This is a genomic window from Marinigracilibium pacificum (genome assembly GCF_012926615.1).
GTDB classification, from domain to species: Bacteria; Bacteroidota; Bacteroidia; order Cytophagales; family Cyclobacteriaceae; genus Mangrovivirga; species Mangrovivirga pacifica.
Genome location: NZ_JABBNU010000006.1, coordinates 292,253 through 315,154, shown reverse-complemented (window position 1 = coordinate 315,154; position 22,902 = coordinate 292,253). Strand labels below are relative to the sequence as shown.

Sequence of the window (22,902 nt, the reverse complement as noted above, 5' to 3'; positions counted from 1 at the left end):
CGAATCGAATAACCAAAAAAACACCAAAACAACAAAATACTGATTATCAATTACTTAACTCAATTAAATTAACCGAATTAATTTTTGGCACGGCAATTGTATTACACATAATGAATCAAATTTTTAAAGCTATGAGAAAAGCAGTACTTTTTATCGCCTTGGTTTTATTTGGATTCGTATCTGAAATACAGGCCCAGCATTTTGTAACATCATTTGGAGTATCTCATGAATGGGGAGTACCGGGAAGAATTGCCCGTTCGGTAAGTTATGATTTCAGAGGATACAATTGGGTACATACAAATAGATACATGGATCGTGGACATACATTTTTCACTGTTGTTTTAGAAGGAAGAAGAGGATTTTTTGAAGTAACATATGATGATTGTGGTCATATCATAAGAGAACGAAGATTAAGATCAAACCCAATGCATGGTCACCATTGTGGAAATCACTGTGGATTTCATGAAGCATACTACACACGAGTTTATCAGCCTAGACACGGGTACTGCTGTGACTCTCATTACAGAAGTCATCCTGTACATGGAAAGCACCCAGGTAAAGGACATGGTCACCACAAAGGTCATGGACATAATAAAGGACACGGCCACGGCCACAAGGGTCATGGTGATAAACACTATAGCAAAGGACATAAAAGCAAAGGACACGACCATAGACATGAGGATGTACGCTATACAAGAACCGGAGGAGGAAGTAGATCAGGTGGAAGTATTTATGTAGGAGGTCAGATATATAAAAGTTGGTAATATTTTTTCATAATTGCGGATTTTTTTGGTTAGTAAAAGGAGGGTTTTCATGGAGCCCTCCTTATTTTTTATCTAATTAACGAAGGTTGTTCTCTCTTTCATTTTGTATTGATTTTCAGTAACTTAAAACTGCATCAAAGCCAATATACCATGAAAAATCTTATTTTCATCCTTACCACAACTATATTAATCTCATTATTCTCAAGTTGTAACAAATCAACTGCTTCAGAAGATGATCAACCAAAAAACCATACAGAAGAAAACCTTAGATATCAGGGGCCGATAATTGACATGCATATGCATGCCTATGATAAGTCCAATCCATTATTCGGGGAAGTAACCAATCCGACAACAGGAGATAAATATATGGGTTCGAAGGATGTTGCCAGCCATGAAAAGGAAACTGCCGATATGATGGAAAAACACAACATAGTTATGACCATGATATCATCAGGTTCACATCAGGTGGTAAAAAAATGGGCTTCAATGCATCCTCAAAAAGTGATTAAGGGACAAATAATCATCAACCCAAATGAAATTAATATCGATTCGCTAAAACTATGGCATAACAAAGGTGAATTAGATATAATAGGTGAAGTTGCTCCCAACTATGCAGGAATAAAACCAGATGACAATTCTTTAACTCCACTGTTTGATTTGGCAGAAGAATTAGAAATCCCAATTGCCTATCACATTTTACCCGGAGGCCCTCCAGGTGGAGTTTACTTTGCCTATCCTGAAACCCGTGCATCCCAGGCCAGACCACTACTAATTGAAGAACATTTAGTATCGCATCCAAAAGTGAAAATCTATATAATGCATGCCGGCTGGCCCTTTGTAGATGAAATGAAAGCACTAATGTATGCACACCCTCAAGTATATGTAGATCTGGGAGTTATTTCATGGGTGTTGGAAGAAAAGGAATTACATAATTTTCTAAACGAACTTGTCGATGCCGGATTTGGCAAAAGAATTATGTTTGGAAGTGATCAGATGACTTTTACTGGCAAAATAGAAACTGCTATTAACCATGTAAATTCCGCACCGTTAACTATGGAAGTTAAAGAAGATATTTTTTACAATAACGCGGCCAGATTTCTGGATTTATCTCTAGAAACTATTAGACAACATAAAGGTCATAAAAACCACTCAGAATAAGCTTATTATCAACTCCTTACTATTACCTTTTTAACAAACATTTTGTTTGATTAATAAGCTTATTATCATATTTTAGAATACACTCATCCAAAAACCTTATGAAACCTAAACATCTACTTTCCTACCTGGCAGTGATATTAATGATCATCTCTGTTTTACCATTAAACGCTCAAAAAAAGAAAAAATCAAATACAACAAATTCTGAAATCCAATTACTTCTTGATTCAACATTTTCAGGCATTCAATTCAGAGGTATTGGTCCGGCATTTATGTCTGGGAGAATTGCAGACATAGCCATACATCCTGAAAATGAAAACACATGGATTGTAGGAGTTGGTTCGGGCGGTGTTTGGAAAACAACTAATGCCGGCACAACTTGGAAGTCCGTTTTTGATGGTCAAACCTCCTACTCTATTGGTTGTGTAACTATAGATCAGTTAAATCCGAATATTGTGTGGGTTGGTACCGGTGAAAATGTTGGAGGAAGGCATGTCGGATATGGTGATGGTGTCTATAAAAGTATGGATGGTGGTGAAAGCTGGACAAACATGGGACTTAAAAATTCCGAACACATTTCAAAAATAGTTATTCATCCGGAAAATTCAGATATCATATGGGTAGCCGCTCAAGGTCCTTTATGGAGTAAGGGAGGTGAAAGAGGTTTATATAAATCAATTGACGGAGGGAAAACATGGAATAAAACTCTTGGAAATGAAGAGTGGACAGGCGTAACCGACATTTTGATTGATCCAAGAAATCCGGATGTTCTATATGCAGCAACCTGGGATCGACACCGTACTGTTGCTGCTTACATGGGTGGAGGCCCTGGCTCTGGCATACACAAAAGTACCGATGGAGGAGAAACCTGGACAGAACTAACTAAAGGATTGCCAGAAGAAAACATGGGTAAAATTGGATTGGCGATTTCACCTCAAAATCCGGATATCATATATGCTGCTATCGAATTAAAAAGAAGAACCGGCGGAGTTTATAAATCAACTGACAGAGGAGCAAGCTGGACCAAACAATCAGATGCAGTTTCCGGAGCAACAGGACCTCACTATTACCAGGAACTATACGCTTCCCCTCACCATTTCGACAGGCTTTACCTGGTAGATGTCTGGATGCAATATTCTACTGATGGAGGAAAGACATTTAATCGGTTTTCTAACGAATCAAAACATAGTGACAACCATGCAATTGCATTCAAAAAAGACGATCCTAATTATATGTTAGTTGGTACTGATGGAGGCTTGTACGAAAGTTTTGACCTGGCTAAAACATGGAAGTTCATCGAAAACCTTCCGGTAACACAGTTTTATAAAGTTGCAGTGGATGACGCTGAGCCATTTTATAATGTTTTCGGAGGCACCCAAGACAATAGTACTGAAGGAGGGCCTTCAAGAACGGATAATTATCATGGTATCCAAAACTCCGACTGGCGGGTTGTGCTTAATTGGGATGGCCATCAGCCTGCCACCGAACCAGGCAACCCAAATATTATGTATGGAGAGCGACAAGAAGGTAATATCTCAAGAATAGATATGATCACTGGTGAAGTTACAGATATTCAGCCTCAACCTACAAAAGGTGAACCACATGAAAGATTTAACTGGGATGCCCCTATTTTGGTTAGCCCACATGACCCGAAAACTTTATTATTTGCCTCTTACAGAGTCTGGAAATCCGAAGACAGAGGTGATTCATGGACAGCCATTTCAGGAGATTTAACCAGGAATCAAAACAGAATTGAACTTCCGATTATGGGGAGAAAACAGAGCTATGACAATCCATGGGACTTTCTTGCAATGTCAAACTACAATACCATTACCTCATTGGCACAATCTCCTCAAAATGAAAATATCATTTATGCAGGAACTGATGATGGCTTAATCCAGGTTACAAATGATGGAGGTGAGAATTGGCGTAAAATAGAAGTTGGTAACATCGCAGGTATACCTTCAACTGCCTTTGTAAATGACATAAAAGCTGACCTGTTTGAAGAAAATACAGTCTATGCAGCTCTTGACAATCATAAATATGGAGACTTTTCTCCTTATCTCATAAAAAGTACAGATCAGGGAAAAACCTGGACATCCATAAAATCAAACATTCCTGAAAAAACACTCGTCTGGAGAATTGTTCAGGATCATATTGACAAAGATTTACTGTTTGCAGCCACAGAGTTTGGAATCTACTTTACAATTGATGGAGGAAGCAAATGGATTAAGTTTGAAAGTTTACCTACGATATCTTTCCGTGACCTGGCAATTCAACGTCGGGAAAATGACCTTATTGGAGCCTCATTCGGACGCGGTTTTTATATATTAGACGACTATCAATTTTTAAGAGACTTATCAAAAGAAACGCTTAAAGAAGAAGCAATTCTTTTTCCAACCAGAAAAGCATGGTGGTATATTCCAAAATCACATTTGGGGTTCAATGAAAAAGTTGGCTCACAGGGAAATTCACATTTTACAGCACCCAACCCAGACTTTGGGGCTGTTTTCAGATATTACTTAAAAGAAGGATATAAAAGTAAAGCTGAAATAAGAAAAGAAGCTGAGAAAATACTCAATGAGAAAAAAGCAGACATTCCTTTTCCAGGATACGATGAGTTGGCAAAAGAAGCTTCTATACCAGGACCTGAGGTTTGGCTTACTATCAAAAATTCGAATGGAGATGTGATAAAAAGAATAGCCGGTGATCCAAAAAAAGGCTTTCACACTATTGCATGGGATCTTAGATATCCAGCCCCTGAAACAATCACATTAAAAAAACCTGAAGGTCCGGAAAACGAACTTGAATTTGATGGTCTGCTAGCCCCTCCGGGAAAATATTCTGCCACCTTATCGAAGGTTATTGATGGTGTAAGCACAATACTTTCGGGTCCTGTAGAATTTGAGGTTGTTCCATTACGGGAAGGTGCTCTTGAAGGTGCTACCCATTCAGAATTATCTTCATTTCTTAGAGATTATGAAGATAAAATTAAGAGAACTTCAAAAGCTCAATTAGAATTGGGAGAGCTTAATAAACAAATAAAAGCTATTGAACGGGCTATTGAAAAAACACAAGCAGAGCCAGGAACCTTTGCATCTTCTTATCAGGAATTAGTAAACAGGATCAACAACCTAAACACTAAAGTAAATGGTAATCAAGCACAGGCTCAGGCAGGTGAAAAAACTGATCCGACAATCAATGACAGGATGTTTGCAATATATAAAGGCATTAGTCACTCTACATACGGACCAACTGACACACACGCTAAAACTATGGAAATCATTGACAGTGAAATAAAAGAAATAGAACAGGAAATAAATTCAATTAATAGTGAAATGAAAAACCTAGCAGATAAAATTGTACAATCTGGCGGGCCATATATTGAAGGGATTAATTGAAATTAATCAAAAAAAAGCCGGTGGTGAATTATTCAACACCGGCTTTTTAATTCTTTTTTATAAATATTCTTTACTTATTCCCTACGCTTTCAACTTCGTAAACAAAGTACTTGGTATCACCTTGCCAGAAAAACCTGACATATTTTTCTTTATAGAATAACTTTACTCTGTTACCATTTTCAATCGCAGCATTCAGGTTTTCTATTACATCTTTATCACTACCGTGGATTGAAAACTGCCATGAGGTAGGAATAACACCTTCATCTGAACTGGTTAACCCGCCAATATTCATCTCTCCTTCCCAGGTTTTAATAACCATCCCCTTCTTACTTAGCTTTATGGGTGTACCAACTCTGTAACCGGAACTATAGCTAGCATAATTAAGGAATAAAAACACCCCGATTGCTGCTACGATAATTATTCCAATTGTCCACCTGAATATCTTTTTGATCTTGTCCATCTTATTCAAATAAAAGTGATCTATATTATATAAGTTAAACAGAATATTCCATACCCTGCAAGAGATAGACAGATTTTTACCCCAAAGAATTAGCCAGAGTCAATAGTAAGTATATTATCACTCTGCTTTAATCTTCTTGATAATCAAATCAAATCCGGGATTACCGATACTACCTATGTGAGTATAATTTTGATCTCCGTTTTCAATGCTAAATGAACCATTTTCAACTTGCTCACCAACAATTTTATATGCATCTCTAAATGGCTTGCCTTTCATTACTTCAGCATTCACTGCCTCCACTGTATACATCAGTTTGTACTTTTCATCTTTCGTATCAGCACCTTTCAATTTCATTTGAGGTACTGCAAACTCAAGAATCTCAAGAATTGACATCATATCATGAACTGATGGAAATAACAGCTCCTTTAATAATTGATATTCCCGATGATAACCTCCCGGAAGGTTATTCATCAGTGAAGTCACCTGAAATGGCACGCCCTGAAGCAGATTACATTTTCCTCTGATTAATTCGAAGACATCAGGGTTTTTCTTGTGAGGCATTATACTGCTTCCGGTAGTCAATTCATCAGGCAGGGTTATAAAACCAAAGTTCTGGCTATTATAAAGACATACATCCATTGCAAATCGACCAATGGTCTGGGCAACAGAAGCAATTGCGTTGGTCACATTTTTCTCCAGCTTCCCGCGATTTAACTGGGCTGCAAAACTATTAACCTTTAACTGTGAAAAGCCCATTTCATTGGTGGTAACTTCACGGTCTATCGGAAAAGATGAACCATATCCGGCAGCAGACCCCAATGGGTTTTGATCAGCTATTTTAAGTGCCGACTTTAAGACTATCAGATCATCAGCAAGTGCTTCGGCATAGGCTGAAAACCACATTCCTCCCGAAGAAGGCATTGCCACTTGAAGATGAGTATAACCCGGAATTATTGTATCATTAAACTTCTTTGCCTGGTCAACCAGCAATAATGCAAGATGCTCAGTTTTTTCTATCAATTGAGACAGAACGTCCTTACAATACAAATGAAGATCAGTCAAAACCTGGTCATTCCTTGATCGGGCAGTGTGAATTTTTTTTCCGGCATCTCCAAGTTTGTCAGTTAACCTGGCTTCAATCCATGAATGCACATCTTCATATCCTGTTGGGATAACAAAATCATCTGCAATCACTTCATTAAATAATCCATTTAATTCTGCAACCAGCTGTTGTCCTTCTTCCTTAGAAATCAAGCCCGATTCTGCTAACATAGTTGCCTGGGCTTTTGATCCTATAACATCATATTTAGCCAGGATCTTATCAAATTCAAGATCACGCCCAATTGTAAAAGCCTCTATCTTTTCAGACAGGGGCTTCCCTTTTGACCAAAGTTTTTCTTGCTTACTCATTAGTTATGATTAACCTGCTTTAGCAGTGTTATATAAGTTTCAATTCCGTGTTTTATTTCATCGAGCTTTATATATTCATCGGCAGTATGTGAACGCTTTGAATCACCAGGCCCCATTTTAATAGATGGTCCTTCGATCATAGCCTGATCTGACATTGTCGGTGAACCAAAAGTTACAATATCCAGTTCTTTTGCTGCTTGTACTATCGGATGAGAGTCTGAGATTCCTGAAGGTCTCAATCGGGTTGATGCACTTACAATTTCAGAAGTGATATTTTCCTTTACAACCTTCATAACCTCTTCATTTGAAACTGTATCTGTGGTTCGAATATCGACAGTAAATTCACAGGTATCAGGAACAACATTATGCTGAGTCCCTGCATTTATCATTGTTACAGTCATTTTAACCGGCCCCAGTTTCGGTGAATCATTGCCGAAACTGTAAGATTTAAACCATTCAATATCTTTCATTGCCTTGTAAATAGCATTATCACCTACATCTCTTGCGGCATGCCCTGAAACGCCTTTAGCTACACATTTCAAGACAATTAGTCCCTTCTCTGCAGTGGCCATTTCCATCTGAGTAGGTTCACCAACAATTGCATAATCAAAATGCGGCAACTCAGGTATCAGATTATTTAATCCGTGTGGACCTGAAGTTTCTTCTTCACCTGTTCCGGCAAATATCAGATTAAAAGGCACTTCATCTTCCTGCGAAAAATACAAGAATGTAGCCAGTAAGCTTACTAGCGGACCTCCTGCATCATTACTACCCAGGCCATAAAGCGTTCCGTCTTCAACTATGGGTGTATGAGGATCTTTTGTATACCCTTCATTTGGGAAAACAGTATCATGGTGTGAGTTTAATAATATTGTTGGTTTAGATTCGTCAAAGCCAGGGCTTGTTGCCCACACATTATTAAATTGTCTGTTAGGCTCAAAACCATATTCTTTTAACCAGCCTTCAAGTATAAGTGCTGTTTCAGTTTCTTCACCTGAATAACTTGGATTTGAAATCAGATTTTTTAAAGTCTCAATTGCTTCACTTTGAAGCTTTCCCAATCTCTGCTTATCTATATCTATCTTATCTGCAATCATCATTATTTTATAAGTGTTGTCCCTGATTCATTTCCTAAAGTTGAAGCCTCCTGAATATGTACTTTTGACACCCCGGATTCTATGGCATTGAAGGCATTATCCAATTTTGGAATCATCCCGTCTTTTACCACCTCCTCTGCTTTCAACTGATCATAAAGCTTAGAATCAATTTCTTTAATCAGCGATCCGGGATCTTTTATGTCACGCATCACCCCAGGCATCTCGAAGCAATACGTAAGATCGACTTCAGTGTATACCTTTGCCATGCCTGCTGATAATGCGGAAGCAATAGTATCAGCATTCGTATTTAACAAGTGACCTGCTCCATCATGGGTAATAGCACAAAAAACAGGTACAGCTCCTGTACTTAGCAGTTTATCAAGCTGTTCAACATTTACAGAATCCGGCTCGATATCACCTACCCAGCCAAAATCAATCGGATCTTTTGGACGAATACTACACTTGATCAGATTCATATCTGCACCTGTCAATCCGATAGCATTTGTACCCAGAGCCTGTAGTTTTGAAACAATCTTCTTATTTACCAGACCTGCATAAACCTGAACTGCTACTGTAATTGCCTCATCATCAGTAATCCTTCTTCCTTCATGCATTTTAGCCTGAATTCCAAGTTTTTCAGATAGCTCGGTCGCCTGGCGCCCTCCACCATGTACAATTATTTTTTTTCCTTTGAGTTTGTGGAAACGAAGGAGGAAATCATCTAATTTCTCTTCATTCCCGGTTATATTTCCTCCTATTTTAACGATATGCAATTGATCCTTGCTCATTTATATTTGGATTCTCTTTTTCGTAATTCAATAATTCATTTAATACCGCCTGAGCTGCCCACACTCGATTCCCTGCCTGATTAATCACTTGAGATTCATTAATAACCTCATCGGTTGCAATCATATTACGGCGTATAGGCAGGCAATGCATAAATGATGCATTATTTGTTAAAGCCATCTTCTCTTTTGTTACCATCCATGATCGGTCTGTTGACAAAATCTGTCCATATGCTGAATAGGATGACCAGTTTTTAGCATAAATAATATCAGCGCCTTCAAAAGCCTTATTCTGATCATACTCGATTGTTGCACCCTGGGTAAACTGAATATCCAGCTCATATCCTTCCGGATGGGTAACTACCACCTCCGCATCTGATTTGGTAACCCACTGTAAAAATGAATTAGGCACCGCTTGGGGCAAAGCTTTTGGATGCGGAGCCCAGGTTAAAACTACCTTTGGCTTTTTTATTCCATTTTCACGAATCGTCATCATATCAGTTAATGACTGTAGTGGATGCAGAGTCGAGCTTTCAAGGCTTAGTACCGGAACAGATGAAAGTTCAAGAAATTTTGTTAATATCGACTCAGCATAGTCCTCATTGCGATTTTTTAACCCGGCGAACGTTCTCACTCCCAGAATATCGCAATAGCTGCTCATAATCTGAACGGCCTCATTAATGTGTTCAGGTTTATCACCATTCATGATAACACCGTCTTTAGTTTCGATAGCCCACCCATCAGCTCCGGCATTAAGGGCAATAACATCCATCCCTAAATTATATGCTGCCTTTTGCGTGCTCATCCGGGTTCTCAGACTTGGGTTAAAAAAAACCATCCCCAGTACCTTTCGTTCTCCAATGTAACTGTGAATAGGGTTTTGCTTAAAGAAAAGTGCTTTTTCTATTAGGGCATCTACATTTTTAACATCATGAATTGAGGTGAACTGTTTCATTTTCTTCTAATTTGGAAATTGCTTGTTTAATTGTACTTACAAACAACTGCATCTCCTCCTGACTTACATTTAATGGAGGAAGAAGTCGCAACGTGTTTGCATTCCCGGATGATCCGGTAAAAATTCGGTAATCATTTAACAAGCTTTTCCTGAGTTCAGCTACGGGATAGTTGAACTCCAGACCGATCATAAGACCGGCACCTCGTATTTCTTTTACACCTGAAAGATCTTTTAACTGTTCAACCAGCCACTTTCCTTTTTCAGTAACTTTATTTAATAGATCTTCATTTTCTATTACTTCTAATACTGCAAGTGCAGCGGTACTAGCCAGGTGATTCCCACCAAAAGTGGTTCCCAGCATACCTTTCCATGGCTTAATGTGAGGGGCGATTAATATTCCTCCAACAGGAAAACCATTTCCCATACCTTTAGCCATAGTTACAATATCCGGATTAAGGTCAGAAAGTTGGAACGAGAAAAACTTCCCGCTTCGACCATAACCGGCCTGTACTTCATCCATGATAAGCATGGTTCCATACTTCTTACAAAGCTTTTCAGCTTCCTGTAAATACTCCTTTTCAGGCATGTAGCAACCTGCAACACCTTGAATTCCTTCAATAATCAGTGCAGCAACATCTTCATTCTTAAGTGAGTTCTCCAATGCAGATATATCATTCATCGGAAGGTGCTCAACTTCATGATTAGCATTGACTGGTGCTACTATCTTTGGATTATCCGTTGCAGCCACCGCAGCACTGGTTCGACCATGAAATCCTTTATGAAGAGCTACAACTTTTTTACGACCGGTGTGAAATGAAGCGAGTTTAATAGCATTCTCATTGGCTTCAGCACCTGAATTACACAGAAACAACTGATAATCTTCCATACCACTCAACTCACCCAACTTCTTGGCTAATTGCTGCTGAATCGGGTTTTGAACTGAATTAGAATAGAATATTAAATTCTCTGCCTGTGTTTTAATTTTTTCAACATAATGCGGATGACTATGACCAATAGAAATTACTGCATGACCTCCGTAGAAATCCATGTACTTATTTCCTTTATCATCATATATCCATGTCCCCTCGCCTTTAACAGGTGTAATATCAAACAGCGGGTAGACGTCAAATAATTCCATTTTATATGTTATTTCTTAAGTTCAGTTATTGATTTATATAATTTACTACTAAAAGAAGACAGGTTTTAATCCAAGACCAAGTTTTTCAGGCCAGCCCATCATCAGGTTCATGTTTTGAACAGCCTGACCAGAAGCACCTTTAAGCAGGTTATCTATCATTGAAGTAACCATAACTTTGTCGCCATGCTTCTCAACTTTGATCAAGGCCTTATTACTATTCACGACCTGCTTCAAGTGAACTTCATCATTTGAAACATGAGTAAAAGCAGCATCTTTATAGAAGTTTTCATAAAGGTTTTTAGCTTCTTCTTCAGACATATCACTTTTGAAATAAACTGTCGCAAATATCCCTCTGGTGAAATCTCCACGCATTGGAATGAAGTTTATTCCTTTAACATCTTCACCTTGAACTTCAGCCATCTGCTGTTTAATTTCATCAAGGTGCTGGTGAGAAAAAGCTTTATAAACAGACATATTGTTATTTCTCCAGCTAAAATGTGAAGTACTTGTCGGTTTTTGACCAGCTCCTGTCGAACCTGTAATGGCATGAACATGAGCTTCTTCATCCTTAAATGCACCAACTGAAGCTGCAGGAAGTAGAGCTAACTGTATCGCAGTTGCGAAACATCCTGGGTTAGCAATTGCCTCAGCTTCTTTGATCAAATGTTTATTTTTTTCTGGTAGACCATAGACAAACTGTTTTCCATTCCAGCTATCCTCTGGCTTAAGACGAAAGTCTCTACTCAGATCAATGATTTTTATATTTTCTGATAATCCCTTTTCCTTTAAGAATTTTACAGAGGCACCATGACCCATGCAAAGAAAAACTAAGTCAACATCATTGCTTAACTCATTTGTAAAGTTAATGTCAATTTCACCGATAAGATCCTGATGGATAGACCAAACAGGTTTGCCTGCCTGACTATTACTGTGAATAAATGAAATTTCCACTTCAGGATGGTTTATCAATAAACGAATTAGTTCTCCTGCTGTATATCCTGCTCCTCCTATAATTCCTGTTTTAAGCATTTTTCTCTAGTTTGTTAACTTGATAATATAATTTAGATGCGTTTGATAATATTTTTGTAAATCCTTTTACGTCTTCACCTGACCATGCATTATTCATTTCACCATATTGTCCGGCTTTAGATTGCATTATGTCATATTCACTTTCAATTCCATTCAATTGAAAACGATAAGGAAGTAGTGTTATAAAGACCTTTCCTGTAACAGATTTCTGTGTTGAAGAAAGAAACCCTTCAATATCACGCATTACAGGCTCAAGGTATTGAGCTTCATGAAGCATCATTCCGTACCAGTCGCCTAATTGTGACTTCCATTGCATTTGCCATTTAGACAAAGTATGCTTTTCAAGAAGATGATGTGCTTTAATTAATATCAATGAAGCTGCTGCTTCAAATCCAACACGACCTTTGATACCAATGATTGTATCACCAACGTGAATATCACGCCCTATTCCATAAGGAGCAGCAATTTGATGTAATTTGAAGATAAGGTCAGTTTGTGACATCTTCTCTCCATTAAGCCCCACACATTCACCTTCTTCAAAATGAAGTGTGATGTCCATCGGTTCCTTAGATGTTACCTGCGTTGGCCAGGCTGATTCTGGCAATGGTTGATTAGAAGTCAAAGTTTCAGCACCTCCTACAGAAGTACCCCAAAGACCTTTATTTATTGAGTATTTGGCTTTCGACCATTCTTTCTCGACTCCATATTTCTTTAGAAATTCAATTTCTTCCATACGACTTAATTTTTGATCTCGTATAGGAGTAATTATTTCTATATCCGGAGCCAAAACATTGATCATCAGATCAAAACGAACCTGATCATTACCTGCACCAGTAGATCCATGTGCTACTTTACCCGCACCAACTAACTGTGCATATTCCACAATTGCCTTGGCTTGAAATGCTCGTTCGGCACTAACGGATAAAGGATAGGTATTATTACGAAGTACATTACCGAAAAGCAAGTATTTAATTGCCTTCTGATAAAACTCTTCTGTTTTCTCAAGTGTAGTATGCGATTTCACACCAATGGTGTATGCATTCTTCTCGATTTCTTCTAATTCCTCCTTGGAAAATCCTCCGGTATGAACGAATGCAGAATGAACCTCGAGACCTTTAACTTCCGTTAAATATTTGACACAGTAAGACGTATCCAGTCCACCACTGTAAGCCAATACAACTTTTTTGTTTTCCATTTTATTTGATGACGGTTTTACCTTCAACCGTAGGTTGTTAATGAATTAATTCAGATTTACACAGTTACAGGTTTTGGACTGCGCCTGAAAAAATTCATCATACCGGAAATACCTTTCTTGATTTTAGGCACTTCTACAGCCGGTAAAATAGATTTCTGATCTGCCGGATTGTATACCATACCGGTACATAAACAATGTTTTCTACCAGTACGCATAAGTACATCGTGGTTTTTACATTGCTTACATCCATCCCAAAACTCATCAGTTTGTGGGAGCTGATCAAAAGTAACTGGCTTATAGCCGAGGTTGGAATTAATTTTTAATACAGGTAAACTAGTTGTAATTCCAAAAATTTTGGCATCAGGATACTTTTCAACAGCAAGATCAAATGCTCGCTGTTTTACCATTTTGGCAATCCCTTTACCACGGAATTTAGGATTTACGATTAAAGCTGAGTGAGAAACAAATTTACCCTTCTCATAAGGTTGAACGTAGCAAAACCCTGCGACCTCTTCACCAATTAAGGCGATTATCGCTGATCCTTCCATCATCTTACGCTGAATTTGAAGTGGGTGTCGCTTCGCTATTCCCGTCCCTCTCTGTTTAGCAGCTTTCTCGATAAGTTTACAGATGTGTGATGCATACTGCAAATGTTCTTCACTTGCTACTGCAACTATTGTTTCCATCTTTTTGTAAATAAATTAAATTGTTAGATTAAACTTCAATTAAGTTTTTCTTGATTTTTTTCTGACTGAATGCGTCAACATTGGAGGAGTGCCGGGTACGTAACCCAACAATATCAGATAGTGCCCGCGAGGGGCCTCCTAGATCTAATAGCATAGAATAACGGAAGAACGACAGGAGTAAATGTCGCCATAAATGATTTGCTATATGTTCCGTTATTATTCATTAGTGCTACAAAGATAACGCAATTATTTCTTATAAAACAATCGCATCATCGCATTCGATAACTCTCATTATTATAATCGTAAAATAAAGACAAAAGTTTTGCTTTTTTGGCAATATTTTAAATTTCTTCAGATATTAAATTAAAAAATTAATAAAATACAATGCGAACAATGCAAATATTATAACTCAATATCACTAAAACATAAAATATATTACCATTCAGACACTAACACCCAAATAAAATTGCACTTTTCAATGATTATCGAAATTTACTATGGTTAACCTTCCTGAATGATCAATTCGAATCTTTTCCCAATCAATTAACTGTCTTACAATAATTTCTATTGACTTCTTATCAACAAAATTGATTAATTCTACCAATTGATCTGTTGTTTTTGACTCAGTGGAGAGTATATCTAAAATCTCATTTTCCAAAGATTGCTCTTCTTCTGACCTGGATTTTTCAAGCTTCTTTTTTTCAAGGCATAGATCGCACCTTCCACATGGCTCAGTATCTTTTTCACCAAAATATTCCTGCAGATATTGCATCCGACAGCCTTGTTTCATCTCAGCATAATCAATCACAGCCTTTATCTTCCCTTTTTCAATCTCCTTTTGATTCTCAAGCATTTTTTTTGTGATTGGAAGCTTCTCTACATCAAGACGCGGAGTTAAAAAGGTTATTTTCGGATTATCATTTTTAGGAACATAATAAATATAATTCTGTTCTGACATCTTTAATAGAAGACTATGAATTTCACTAACCGGCACAGCTGCAGCCTGTGCTATTTTAAATTCATCAATAACAATAACCTGAGTATAAATCTCTCCCCCATACATCCTGAGTATTGTTTTCAACAACTTCTCGAATGCAGAATTGGCTATCATAAATTTATACATCTCCTCATGGCTTACCTCAAACTTAACTTTAGATGGCGTATGAAATGCTGCATTAAGCTCCATCAAACCATGCTCTGAAAGGAGTTCCAGAACCTTGAAGGTCTTTATAACATCAAGGGAATAAGTATCACAAAAACGGGTGAGATCAATATCATAACTTTCAAACTCGGCTGAACCGATAGCAAGTTTATAAAAGTTAGCAATTGCCTGATAAACCTTTTTGATATAAGGAAGATCCGGAAACATTGCCTCAAAACGCTCTAATGATTGTCTGGTTTCATTCGGATATAATAAAAGAACACCGAAGGAATTCTTTCCATCGCGCCCAGCTCTTCCGGCTTCCTGATAATAACCTTCTAATACACCGGGAAGATCATAATGGATAACAACCCTCACATCCGGCTTGTCAATCCCCATACCGAAAGCATTTGTTGCAGAAATGATTCTAATACGATTATTAAGCCAATCATCCTGCCTTACATTTCTATCATCATTTTTAAGACCTGCATGATAGTAATTTGCGGTAATATTATGAGTATAAAGATAGCGTGCGATTACTGCTGTCTGCTTTCTGCTGTTTGCATAGACTATACCTGAACCGGGGATCTTCTTGAGAATTTCTTCTAGCTTTCTTTCTTTATCCTCAACTGTCCTGACCGAAAGAGAAAGGTTAGTTCTTGCAAAAGACCCCATGTAAATATCGGGAGACTTCAGCTCGAGGAGTTCAGATATCTCCTCTCTTACCTTCGTAGTTGCCGTTGCTGTCACAGCAATTACCGGGCATCGGTCTATATATTCGAAAATATCTTTTATCTGAAGATAGGAAGGCCTAAAATCATGACCCCATTGAGATATACAATGAGCCTCATCTACTGCAATCATAGACACTTCCGCCCTTTTCATTCTTTCAATAAAAAGTTTGGTATGTACTCGTTCGGGTGATACGTAAAGTATTTTTATCGCGCCGTGAACTGCATTATCAAGAATAACATCTACCTCCCTGCCTGACATCGAAGATTGAACTGAAGCAGCCGGTATTCCAAGCCTTTTCAAGGTCTCTACCTGATCTTTCATCAGGGCAATCAGCGGAGAGATCACTACGGTTAGTCCTGGCATTAATAACGCCGGCACCTGATAGCATATAGATTTGCCTCCCCCGGTAGGTAGTAAAGCAAGTACATCCTTCCCATTTAACAACGATCCGATTATATCTCGTTGTTTGGGTCTGAATTCACTATATCCCCAATATTTACGTAATATCTCTTCCGGCGTCATTTACCAGGTTAGTGGTTTTTTACTTAAAAATGAATCAATTCCCGTTTTACAATCATCAGTAGCCCTTGCTTTAGCATTCATCTCCGAAGCATAATTTAACGCTTCATCAATTGTCATATTCTGAACTTTGTGAATCATCTTTTTAGTAATAGATATTGATTCTCCTGAATTCGTATTATTTAGCTTTTCAGCAAATTCCAATACGTACTCACCCAGCTCATCTTTATCAACTACTTTATTAACTATACCTATTATCTCAGCTCTTTCTGCAGTTATTAACTCTCCACTTAATAATAGTTCCTTTGCTCTGGCTTCACCGATTTTCCTGATTAAAAATACCAGCACCATAGCAGGTACAAAACCGATCTTTACTTCGGTATAACCAAACTTTGCCTCAGGAACAGAAAACGTAAAATCACATACATTTGCCAATCCGCAGCCTCCGGCAATTGCATGCCCCTGAACACAAGCTATGATTGTTTTCGGATAATCATAGATCATAAAAAATAATTCCTTCAAGTGATTTGAATCTGCAAGGTTCTCCTCATAAGTGTTTTTCTGTAGTTGTTGAAGGTATTCAAGATCTGCACCGGCACAAAAGGCCTTTCCGCTTCCTTTTATAACAATTGTTTTTACTGAAGGCTCATCTTGCCAGGCTAAAAGCTGTCCTTTCAATTCAGAAACCAGTTCCTGATTCAAGGCATTTCTTTTCTCAGGCCTGTTAAGCGTAATAATTCCTGTACGTCCTTCAATATTCGTTATAATTGTTTTCATCTGGTTAGGGTTAATGATTGAAATCTTGCCAAAGTTAATATGTTTATCCGTTTTTCCTCAATGGCAGTGATTAACATACTATCTTGTAAATGATCTTCAGACAATATAACTGCATCCGGATTAACTTTACAAATGTCTTTCAACATTCCACTGTCAAGCTCCTCATTAATCAGGTAATACTTATATAATTCATTTTTATTTCTACTGACAAGAAGTGTACTTTTATGATTTGTTTTGCCCTTATAAATTTCTATATCCCCACATCCACCTGAAGATCTGTTAACACTATTAAGAAGCGATCTTTCAAAATCTGACACCTCCATTGAGCTTCCCGAAACATGAGTTGCAATATTCATTTTACTATCCAACACGAATAACTCATCATTCAACCTCACTAATTTTATTTTTTGTTCCGCATTGAAATACTGCTTGGTTAATGTCTGGATTATTAAAAATGAAAACATTGAGATTGCAACAATCCTGAAAGCTCTTTTATTTCCGGAAGCTAAAAGGTTAATCAGAAATATTATACCAATGCCAAAAATTAAAATTGCTAAGCTATCCGGTCGGGGGAAATTAAAAACAAATCTGGAGCTAAAGATCGTATCCATTATTTGATGTTGCCAGAAAATAATTCTCTCTAAAAGCCCGGGTAAAAAAGGGATACTATTAAAAAGAAAAGATAAAAAAACAATAACCCACCCACTATATAAATAAAACGGTATTAAAACAGCCATCGGAATGTTTACTAACAATGAAAGTGGTGACCAATAGCCAAAATGATAGATCATCAGTGGGAAAGTAGCGATCTGTGCAGCTAGGCTAACATTAACGATATCAGCAATAATATTTAACCCCTTGTAGCTAAATCTATATATTCTTCTGAGTACAGGGTATAAAAGAATAATTCCAATTACTGCAGCATATGACAACTGAAATGAAAGCCTGAAAATATTTGAAGGATCGAATAAACATAAAAAGAAAGCTGATGCAAATACAGCATTTAAAACTGAATACTTTTTCTTCAGGCAGCTACCAATCCAGATTAAAGAAAACATAAATGCAGCCCTGCAAACAGAGGGTGCTCCCCCACTAATTATTGCATAACTACACAAAACAAGGATTCCAAAAACAAGTAATGGAAAAACTCCCTTTTTGATGTATTTAAGATATAGTTTTAGCAGCCCGGACAACAAGATAAAAACAAATCCTACATGCATTCCGGAAACTGCAAGGACATGGAGAAGACCAAGCCTGGCATATTGATCTGAAAGTTCATTATCAATACCAGATCTATCTCCTAAAATCAAAGCCTCCAGAATTGACCTGCTATCATAATCATTTATTGACTGTATCAGTATTTCCCGGATATCACACCTGACAAAGTAAACACATCTTTTTACCCTGGTTATAAGATCATTTTTGGTAGCTCTTAAAATAAGTTTATCTACTGAAGTATAAGTAACTCCTTGAATCCCTTCATTTTTCAAATAACCTTGGTAATCGAATACACCTTGAAGATTTATTCTTTCTGGCATGAAAACACTCGTTTTTACCTGAAGGATATTTCCCGGTAACAATAACCTTTCGGCATCATCTCCCTCTACATTTAATAAAACCTGGGGCTCCTTTTCATGATTTATAAGTCTGGCACCAACTGAAATTCTTCCATTTTTCACCTCCGGAATTGACAATACTTCAAAAACACATTCATCCGAACCGTAACTAACATCTTCGACTTTTGAAGCTTCGCCAACGACAATACCAATAGTTAATAATAGTGCAAGACCTAAGATGGAAATAGAACTGATCTTTGGTTTTAATGGTAAATTAATATATCTGAGTATCCAGAAGAGAAATAGAAAAACCGGCAGGAGGTAGAACTGATATTTAACAGGAGAAACAACCCCAGTTCTAACCAGCAAAATACCAGCAGATAAGGCGAGAAATAGTTTATAAAAGGGCTGAAAGCGCAAATCTATATTCACGCCTGAAATATAATAGCAAGAGAGAAACTATTAAAATTCTAGCCGTTTAAAAGGCAGGCTTAATCATTTTGTAATGCATAATATCGCATTCCTCAAATTGTTCACCTTCTTTGGTAAACCCAAACCGGCTATAAAGTGAGACAGCTGGTAGCTGGGCATGAAGATACAATTGTTTTCCTTTAGACTCCGGATGATCCATTATATCTCTGATCACAGCTTCAACAAGATGATGTCCTACCATATGACCACGATATTGTTCAAGTACGGCAAAACGCTCAAGTTTAATTCCGTTTGATGTAAACCTCCACCTTGCTGTACCACAAGGTATGTCATCATAATAAGCAAGAAAATGCCTGCTCGTCTCTTCAAATTGATCAAACTCATCTTCAGGTTCCACATTCTGTTCTTCAACAAAAACCTTTTTCCTGATGGCATATACCTGATCCAGTTGAGGATCATCAGTAACATGTTTTACTTTAATCATTTTTAGATTCTTTTTCTTCTTTCTTCTTTTCAGAAGCTTTATCGTATGCTTCGATAATACTTCTTACAAGTTTATGTCTGATCACATCTCCACCATCGAAATAAATAAATTCTATTCCCTTTACTCCTTTCAAAACAGAAATTGCCTCAAGTAATCCTGATCGTTGATTTTTTGGAAGGTCAATCTGGGAACGGTCACCATTAATTATCAACTTCGAATTTGGTCCCATCCTTGTCAGGAACATCTTCATCTGCATGGTGGTGGTATTCTGGGCTTCATCGAGTAAGATAAAAGCATTGTTAAGCGTTCTACCTCTCATATAGGCCAGAGGAGCTATTTCTATAACCCTGTTTTCAAGATAATACGAAAGCTTTTCTGCAGGCAACATATCATCCAGTGCATCATAAATCGGCCTTAGATAAGGATCAATTTTCTCTTTTAAATCACCAGGAAGAAATCCCAGATTTTCACCAGCCTCAACTGCCGGACGAGTGATGATAATCTTTTTTACCTCTTTATTTTTTAGTGCTCTTACTGCGAGGGCAACTGAAATATATGTTTTACCTGTACCTGCAGGACCGATTGCAAAGATCATATCATTGCCAACGATCTTATCTACCAGTACCTTTTGATTTTTAGTTTTAGGAGTTACCTTAAAACCTTTTGTTCCATAAATTACAACACCATCGGTAGCTGCAGCTGCAACATTTTCTTCTTCCTTCTGGATATAGACCCTGACATTATCAGAAGTAACTTTTCCATATTTATGATAATGAGCTACAAGAGCATTTAAAATATCATTAATGCGAAGAATCTCAGAAGTATTTCCCTTTATTTTGATTTCATTGCCACGCGAAATTATCTTACTTTTAGGAAAAGCAGCAGCTACTTCATTTATATTTTGGTTGTCAACCCCCAAAAAATCAATGAGCGAGACATTTTCAAGAGTAATAATTTTTTCTACCAAATGATTTTCAATTTATATGGTTCAATACTGAATACTAGGTAAAAATTTTTAGTTTTGCCACAACAAAATTAATCAATAATTTAAACCCTCGTATGGCAATAGTCACTTTTCTGTCAGATTTTGGTAACACCGATCATTATGTAGCAGCCGTAAAGGCAAAAATGCTTCGTGTAAACCCAAGTTTACAGATTGTAGACATATCTCATGCTATCCAAAAACACAACCTGATCCATTGCTCTTACATACTTAATAATGTATATCGTGAGTTTCCTCCGGGCACAGTTCACTTGGTTTGTATTGCAGGAGGACAGCAAGGCGATGATGAGATGATTGCTATCAAACTTGAAGACCAGTATTTTGTAGGTAGAGATAATGGACTTTTTAGTTTGCTTTCTCAACAAATGCCAATGGGGGTTGTCGAACTTGCAGTAGGAGCTGAATCTACCTTTCCTGAAAAAAACATATTGGCAGAAGCTGCGGCTAAGCTGGCTAGCGGAGAAACAATACATAACCTCGGACCACGTAAGCCAGAAATGAGAAAACTGCTCAATAGAACCTCCAGAGCATCAAAAAAACAAATTCAGGGACATGTCATACATGTAGATCATTTTGGCAATCTTATAACAAATATTCTCAAACAAGATTTTGATATTCTCTCGAAAGAAAGAAAATTCACTATCATTTTTGGCAGGGAAAAGCATTCTAAAGTCTTCAAAAACTACAATGAGATAGAACCCGGAGAGTGCTTCACACTTTTTAACAGTAATGGAGTGCTTGAAATAGGTATTTCGCAAGGCAATGCTTCTGAATTATTAGGTCTGGATTTTGACAGCCCTGTGAGTATTCTTTTTGACGAAAATAACTAACATAATTCAGTTTATACCCTAAACCATACATTGATATAATTTGATTTTGTTTTGATTTTTTTCCCTAGGAGCTGACATCCATATTTGCACTTATAACTTTTTAACTATGTCAGATACTTTTTCACAGATCATCCAGGACAAAAGAATAAACGAAGAGCAAAATATTTCTCACCTTACCGAGCCGGTAATTGTTATTGATAACGCATGGTTTTCAGTTACTGAAAAGCTTATCGAATCAACCGGAAAGCAAGATGAAATAAATAAACGATTATTCTATTATGCCTCCGAGCTGTCCAGGAATATGTTTGTGAAATATTTCAATGACAAGGAATTCAGCTTTTCTGAAAAGAAATTTATAATATCAAGATATATAAAGGATAGTGGTCTAGGAAATATTGATTTGTCATCAATTTCTAAAACAGGTGGTGAGGTAATTACAACATCTTTATGTAAAAGCACAGGGGATTTCATGCCATTCCAAAATCCATATGCTATGGGAGTTTTATGTGGAGCTCTGGGTGCAGCTTATGAGTTAGGCGAAGAGGAAACATTCGTTTCACAGAAATTATCTTGCAAAAATACTGGAGACACTTATTGTCTTTATAACATTGAACTGGTAGCTGAAGAAAATCCTTTTTGCTACAAATCGCCTGAATGGGGAAATTTCCAGATTGCACAAACTACCGGGCATGATAATGAATTTGGCATTATCTCCGAAACTGTAATTTCAATGCCATTTTATGGTGACCACAATGGTGAAATCCACATTCTAAACAATAAACTAACAAAGACTTTCAGTAATTACATTGCTCTTTTCCCGTTTTTGGTAGCTGAAGTGGCCACCCAAGACTTAGAGGGAGTTCCTTTAAATAAAAAATATGTGAGACAGATCTCAGATCTTTTCATTCACTTTTTTGAACACTTATATAGATCAACAGAATGGAAAGGATTAACAGATAAATTAATTCATAGAAACCAAGACATGGCAGATTGCCTGTTAGCATTCATCAATGCACTTGGCTATGGAAGAATTATCAGAGATTCTTACAAAGATAATACAGAGCTAATTGTTACAATTGAAAACAATTTCGAATCTAATTCTCAAATTGGATCTGTAAAAACTGAAAACCGAACAGAAGACTATTTATTTACCAGAGGACTGTTGTCCGGAATAACCCGATTTATACAAAGCAAAAAAGATCAGAAAAAACTCTTTAAACTAAATGGAATCGGACTGAAAAAGTTTGGATCAGAGGTTCTGCACTCAAGAATCAATGGTGATGACATAGACCAGATCAGGGTTTATGCTAAATAAATAGTGCTATTACGGACTGTTAAACTTATTTTTAA

19 protein-coding genes are annotated in these 22,902 nt (G+C 37.3%); 5 read left to right on the top strand and 14 right to left on the bottom strand.

All coding sequences use genetic code 11. The features are described 5' to 3' along the window. Positions 1–131: 131 nt before the first annotated feature. The 3 genes from HH304_RS11550 to HH304_RS11540 all read left to right on the top strand — a co-directional run bounded on the left by HH304_RS11550 (position 132) and on the right by HH304_RS11540 (position 5,320). Positions 132–764, top strand: a complete 633-nt coding sequence (locus HH304_RS11550) for a hypothetical protein (protein WP_169681567.1) — start codon at positions 132–134, stop codon at positions 762–764. A 150-nt stretch (positions 765–914) separates the two neighbouring features. Beyond that, positions 915–1,922 (top strand): amidohydrolase family protein, encoded by a 1,008-nt coding sequence (locus tag HH304_RS11545; RefSeq protein WP_169681565.1) that lies wholly within the window; start codon positions 915–917, stop codon positions 1,920–1,922. Positions 1,923–2,020: 98 nt separating this feature from the next. Next, the gene (locus tag HH304_RS11540) at positions 2,021–5,320 is read left to right on the top strand and encodes a VPS10 domain-containing protein (protein WP_169681563.1); all 3,300 of its coding nucleotides are present in this window, start codon (positions 2,021–2,023) and stop codon (positions 5,318–5,320) included. Between the two features lie 70 nt (positions 5,321–5,390). On the opposite strand, the gene HH304_RS11535 is transcribed toward HH304_RS11540, so the two are convergent. The 14 genes from HH304_RS11535 to HH304_RS11470 form a co-directional block, all read right to left on the bottom strand. Next, complete coding sequence (locus tag HH304_RS11535) at positions 5,391–5,780, bottom strand: 6-phosphogluconate dehydrogenase (RefSeq protein ID WP_169681561.1); 390 nt, start codon at positions 5,778–5,780, stop codon at positions 5,391–5,393. 117 nt (positions 5,781–5,897) lie between these two features. Next, the gene (gene argH / locus HH304_RS11530) at positions 5,898–7,190 is read right to left on the bottom strand and encodes an argininosuccinate lyase (protein ID WP_169681559.1); all 1,293 of its coding nucleotides are present in this window, start codon (positions 7,188–7,190) and stop codon (positions 5,898–5,900) included. Beyond that, positions 7,190–8,290 carry a M20 family metallo-hydrolase gene (locus tag HH304_RS11525; RefSeq protein ID WP_271711595.1) on the bottom strand — a complete coding sequence of 367 codons (1,101 nt, stop codon included), beginning with the start codon at positions 8,288–8,290 and terminating at the stop codon, positions 7,190–7,192. Before HH304_RS11525 ends, argH begins: the two co-directional genes overlap by 1 nt. Further along, a complete protein-coding gene (gene argB, locus HH304_RS11520) occupies positions 8,290–9,075 on the bottom strand; it encodes an acetylglutamate kinase (protein ID WP_169681557.1) in 786 nt (261 codons plus the stop codon). Before argB ends, HH304_RS11525 begins: the two co-directional genes overlap by 1 nt. Further along, a complete protein-coding gene (locus HH304_RS11515; RefSeq protein ID WP_169681555.1) occupies positions 9,047–10,027 on the bottom strand; it encodes an N-acetylornithine carbamoyltransferase in 981 nt (326 codons plus the stop codon). The genes argB and HH304_RS11515 overlap by 29 nt, the downstream gene beginning before the upstream one ends. Further along, a complete protein-coding gene (locus HH304_RS11510; protein ID WP_169681553.1) occupies positions 10,002–11,165 on the bottom strand; it encodes an aspartate aminotransferase family protein in 1,164 nt (387 codons plus the stop codon). The genes HH304_RS11515 and HH304_RS11510 overlap by 26 nt, the downstream gene beginning before the upstream one ends. A gap of 48 nt (positions 11,166–11,213) precedes the next feature. Continuing rightward, positions 11,214–12,194 carry an N-acetyl-gamma-glutamyl-phosphate reductase gene (argC, locus tag HH304_RS11505; RefSeq protein ID WP_169681551.1) on the bottom strand — a complete coding sequence of 327 codons (981 nt, stop codon included), beginning with the start codon at positions 12,192–12,194 and terminating at the stop codon, positions 11,214–11,216. Next, on the bottom strand, positions 12,187–13,389 hold the full coding sequence (locus HH304_RS11500) for an argininosuccinate synthase (RefSeq protein WP_169681549.1): 1,203 nt from the start codon (positions 13,387–13,389) through the stop codon (positions 12,187–12,189). Before HH304_RS11500 ends, argC begins: the two co-directional genes overlap by 8 nt. A 56-nt stretch (positions 13,390–13,445) precedes the next feature. Next, on the bottom strand, positions 13,446–14,075 hold the full coding sequence (locus tag HH304_RS11495; protein WP_169681547.1) for a GNAT family N-acetyltransferase: 630 nt from the start codon (positions 14,073–14,075) through the stop codon (positions 13,446–13,448). A gap of 475 nt (positions 14,076–14,550) precedes the next feature. Beyond that, positions 14,551–16,473: a RecQ family ATP-dependent DNA helicase gene (locus HH304_RS11490; protein WP_169681545.1), complete on the bottom strand. Its 1,923-nt coding sequence runs from the start codon at positions 16,471–16,473 to the stop codon at positions 14,551–14,553. Continuing rightward, a complete protein-coding gene (locus HH304_RS11485; protein ID WP_169681543.1) occupies positions 16,474–17,247 on the bottom strand; it encodes an enoyl-CoA hydratase/isomerase family protein in 774 nt (257 codons plus the stop codon). Then, positions 17,244–19,235, bottom strand: coding sequence for a ComEC/Rec2 family competence protein (locus HH304_RS11480; protein ID WP_169681541.1), 1,992 nt, complete (start codon positions 19,233–19,235; stop codon positions 17,244–17,246). Before HH304_RS11480 ends, HH304_RS11485 begins: the two co-directional genes overlap by 4 nt. 46 nt (positions 19,236–19,281) lie before the next feature. Then, positions 19,282–19,719, bottom strand: coding sequence for a GNAT family N-acetyltransferase (locus HH304_RS11475; RefSeq protein ID WP_169681539.1), 438 nt, complete (start codon positions 19,717–19,719; stop codon positions 19,282–19,284). Continuing rightward, the gene (locus HH304_RS11470) at positions 19,712–20,686 is read right to left on the bottom strand and encodes a PhoH family protein (protein ID WP_169681537.1); all 975 of its coding nucleotides are present in this window, start codon (positions 20,684–20,686) and stop codon (positions 19,712–19,714) included. Before HH304_RS11470 ends, HH304_RS11475 begins: the two co-directional genes overlap by 8 nt. 92 nt (positions 20,687–20,778) lie before the next feature. Between HH304_RS11470 and HH304_RS11465 the strand changes: the two genes are divergently transcribed. Both HH304_RS11465 and HH304_RS11460 read left to right on the top strand, forming a co-directional pair. Further along, complete coding sequence (locus tag HH304_RS11465; protein ID WP_169681535.1) at positions 20,779–21,552, top strand: SAM hydrolase/SAM-dependent halogenase family protein; 774 nt, start codon at positions 20,779–20,781, stop codon at positions 21,550–21,552. Positions 21,553–21,658: 106 nt separating this feature from the next. Next, entirely contained in the window at positions 21,659–22,867 is a 1,209-nt protein-coding gene (locus HH304_RS11460; protein WP_169681533.1) for a hypothetical protein, read from the top strand. Positions 22,868–22,902: the final 35 nt, after the last annotated feature.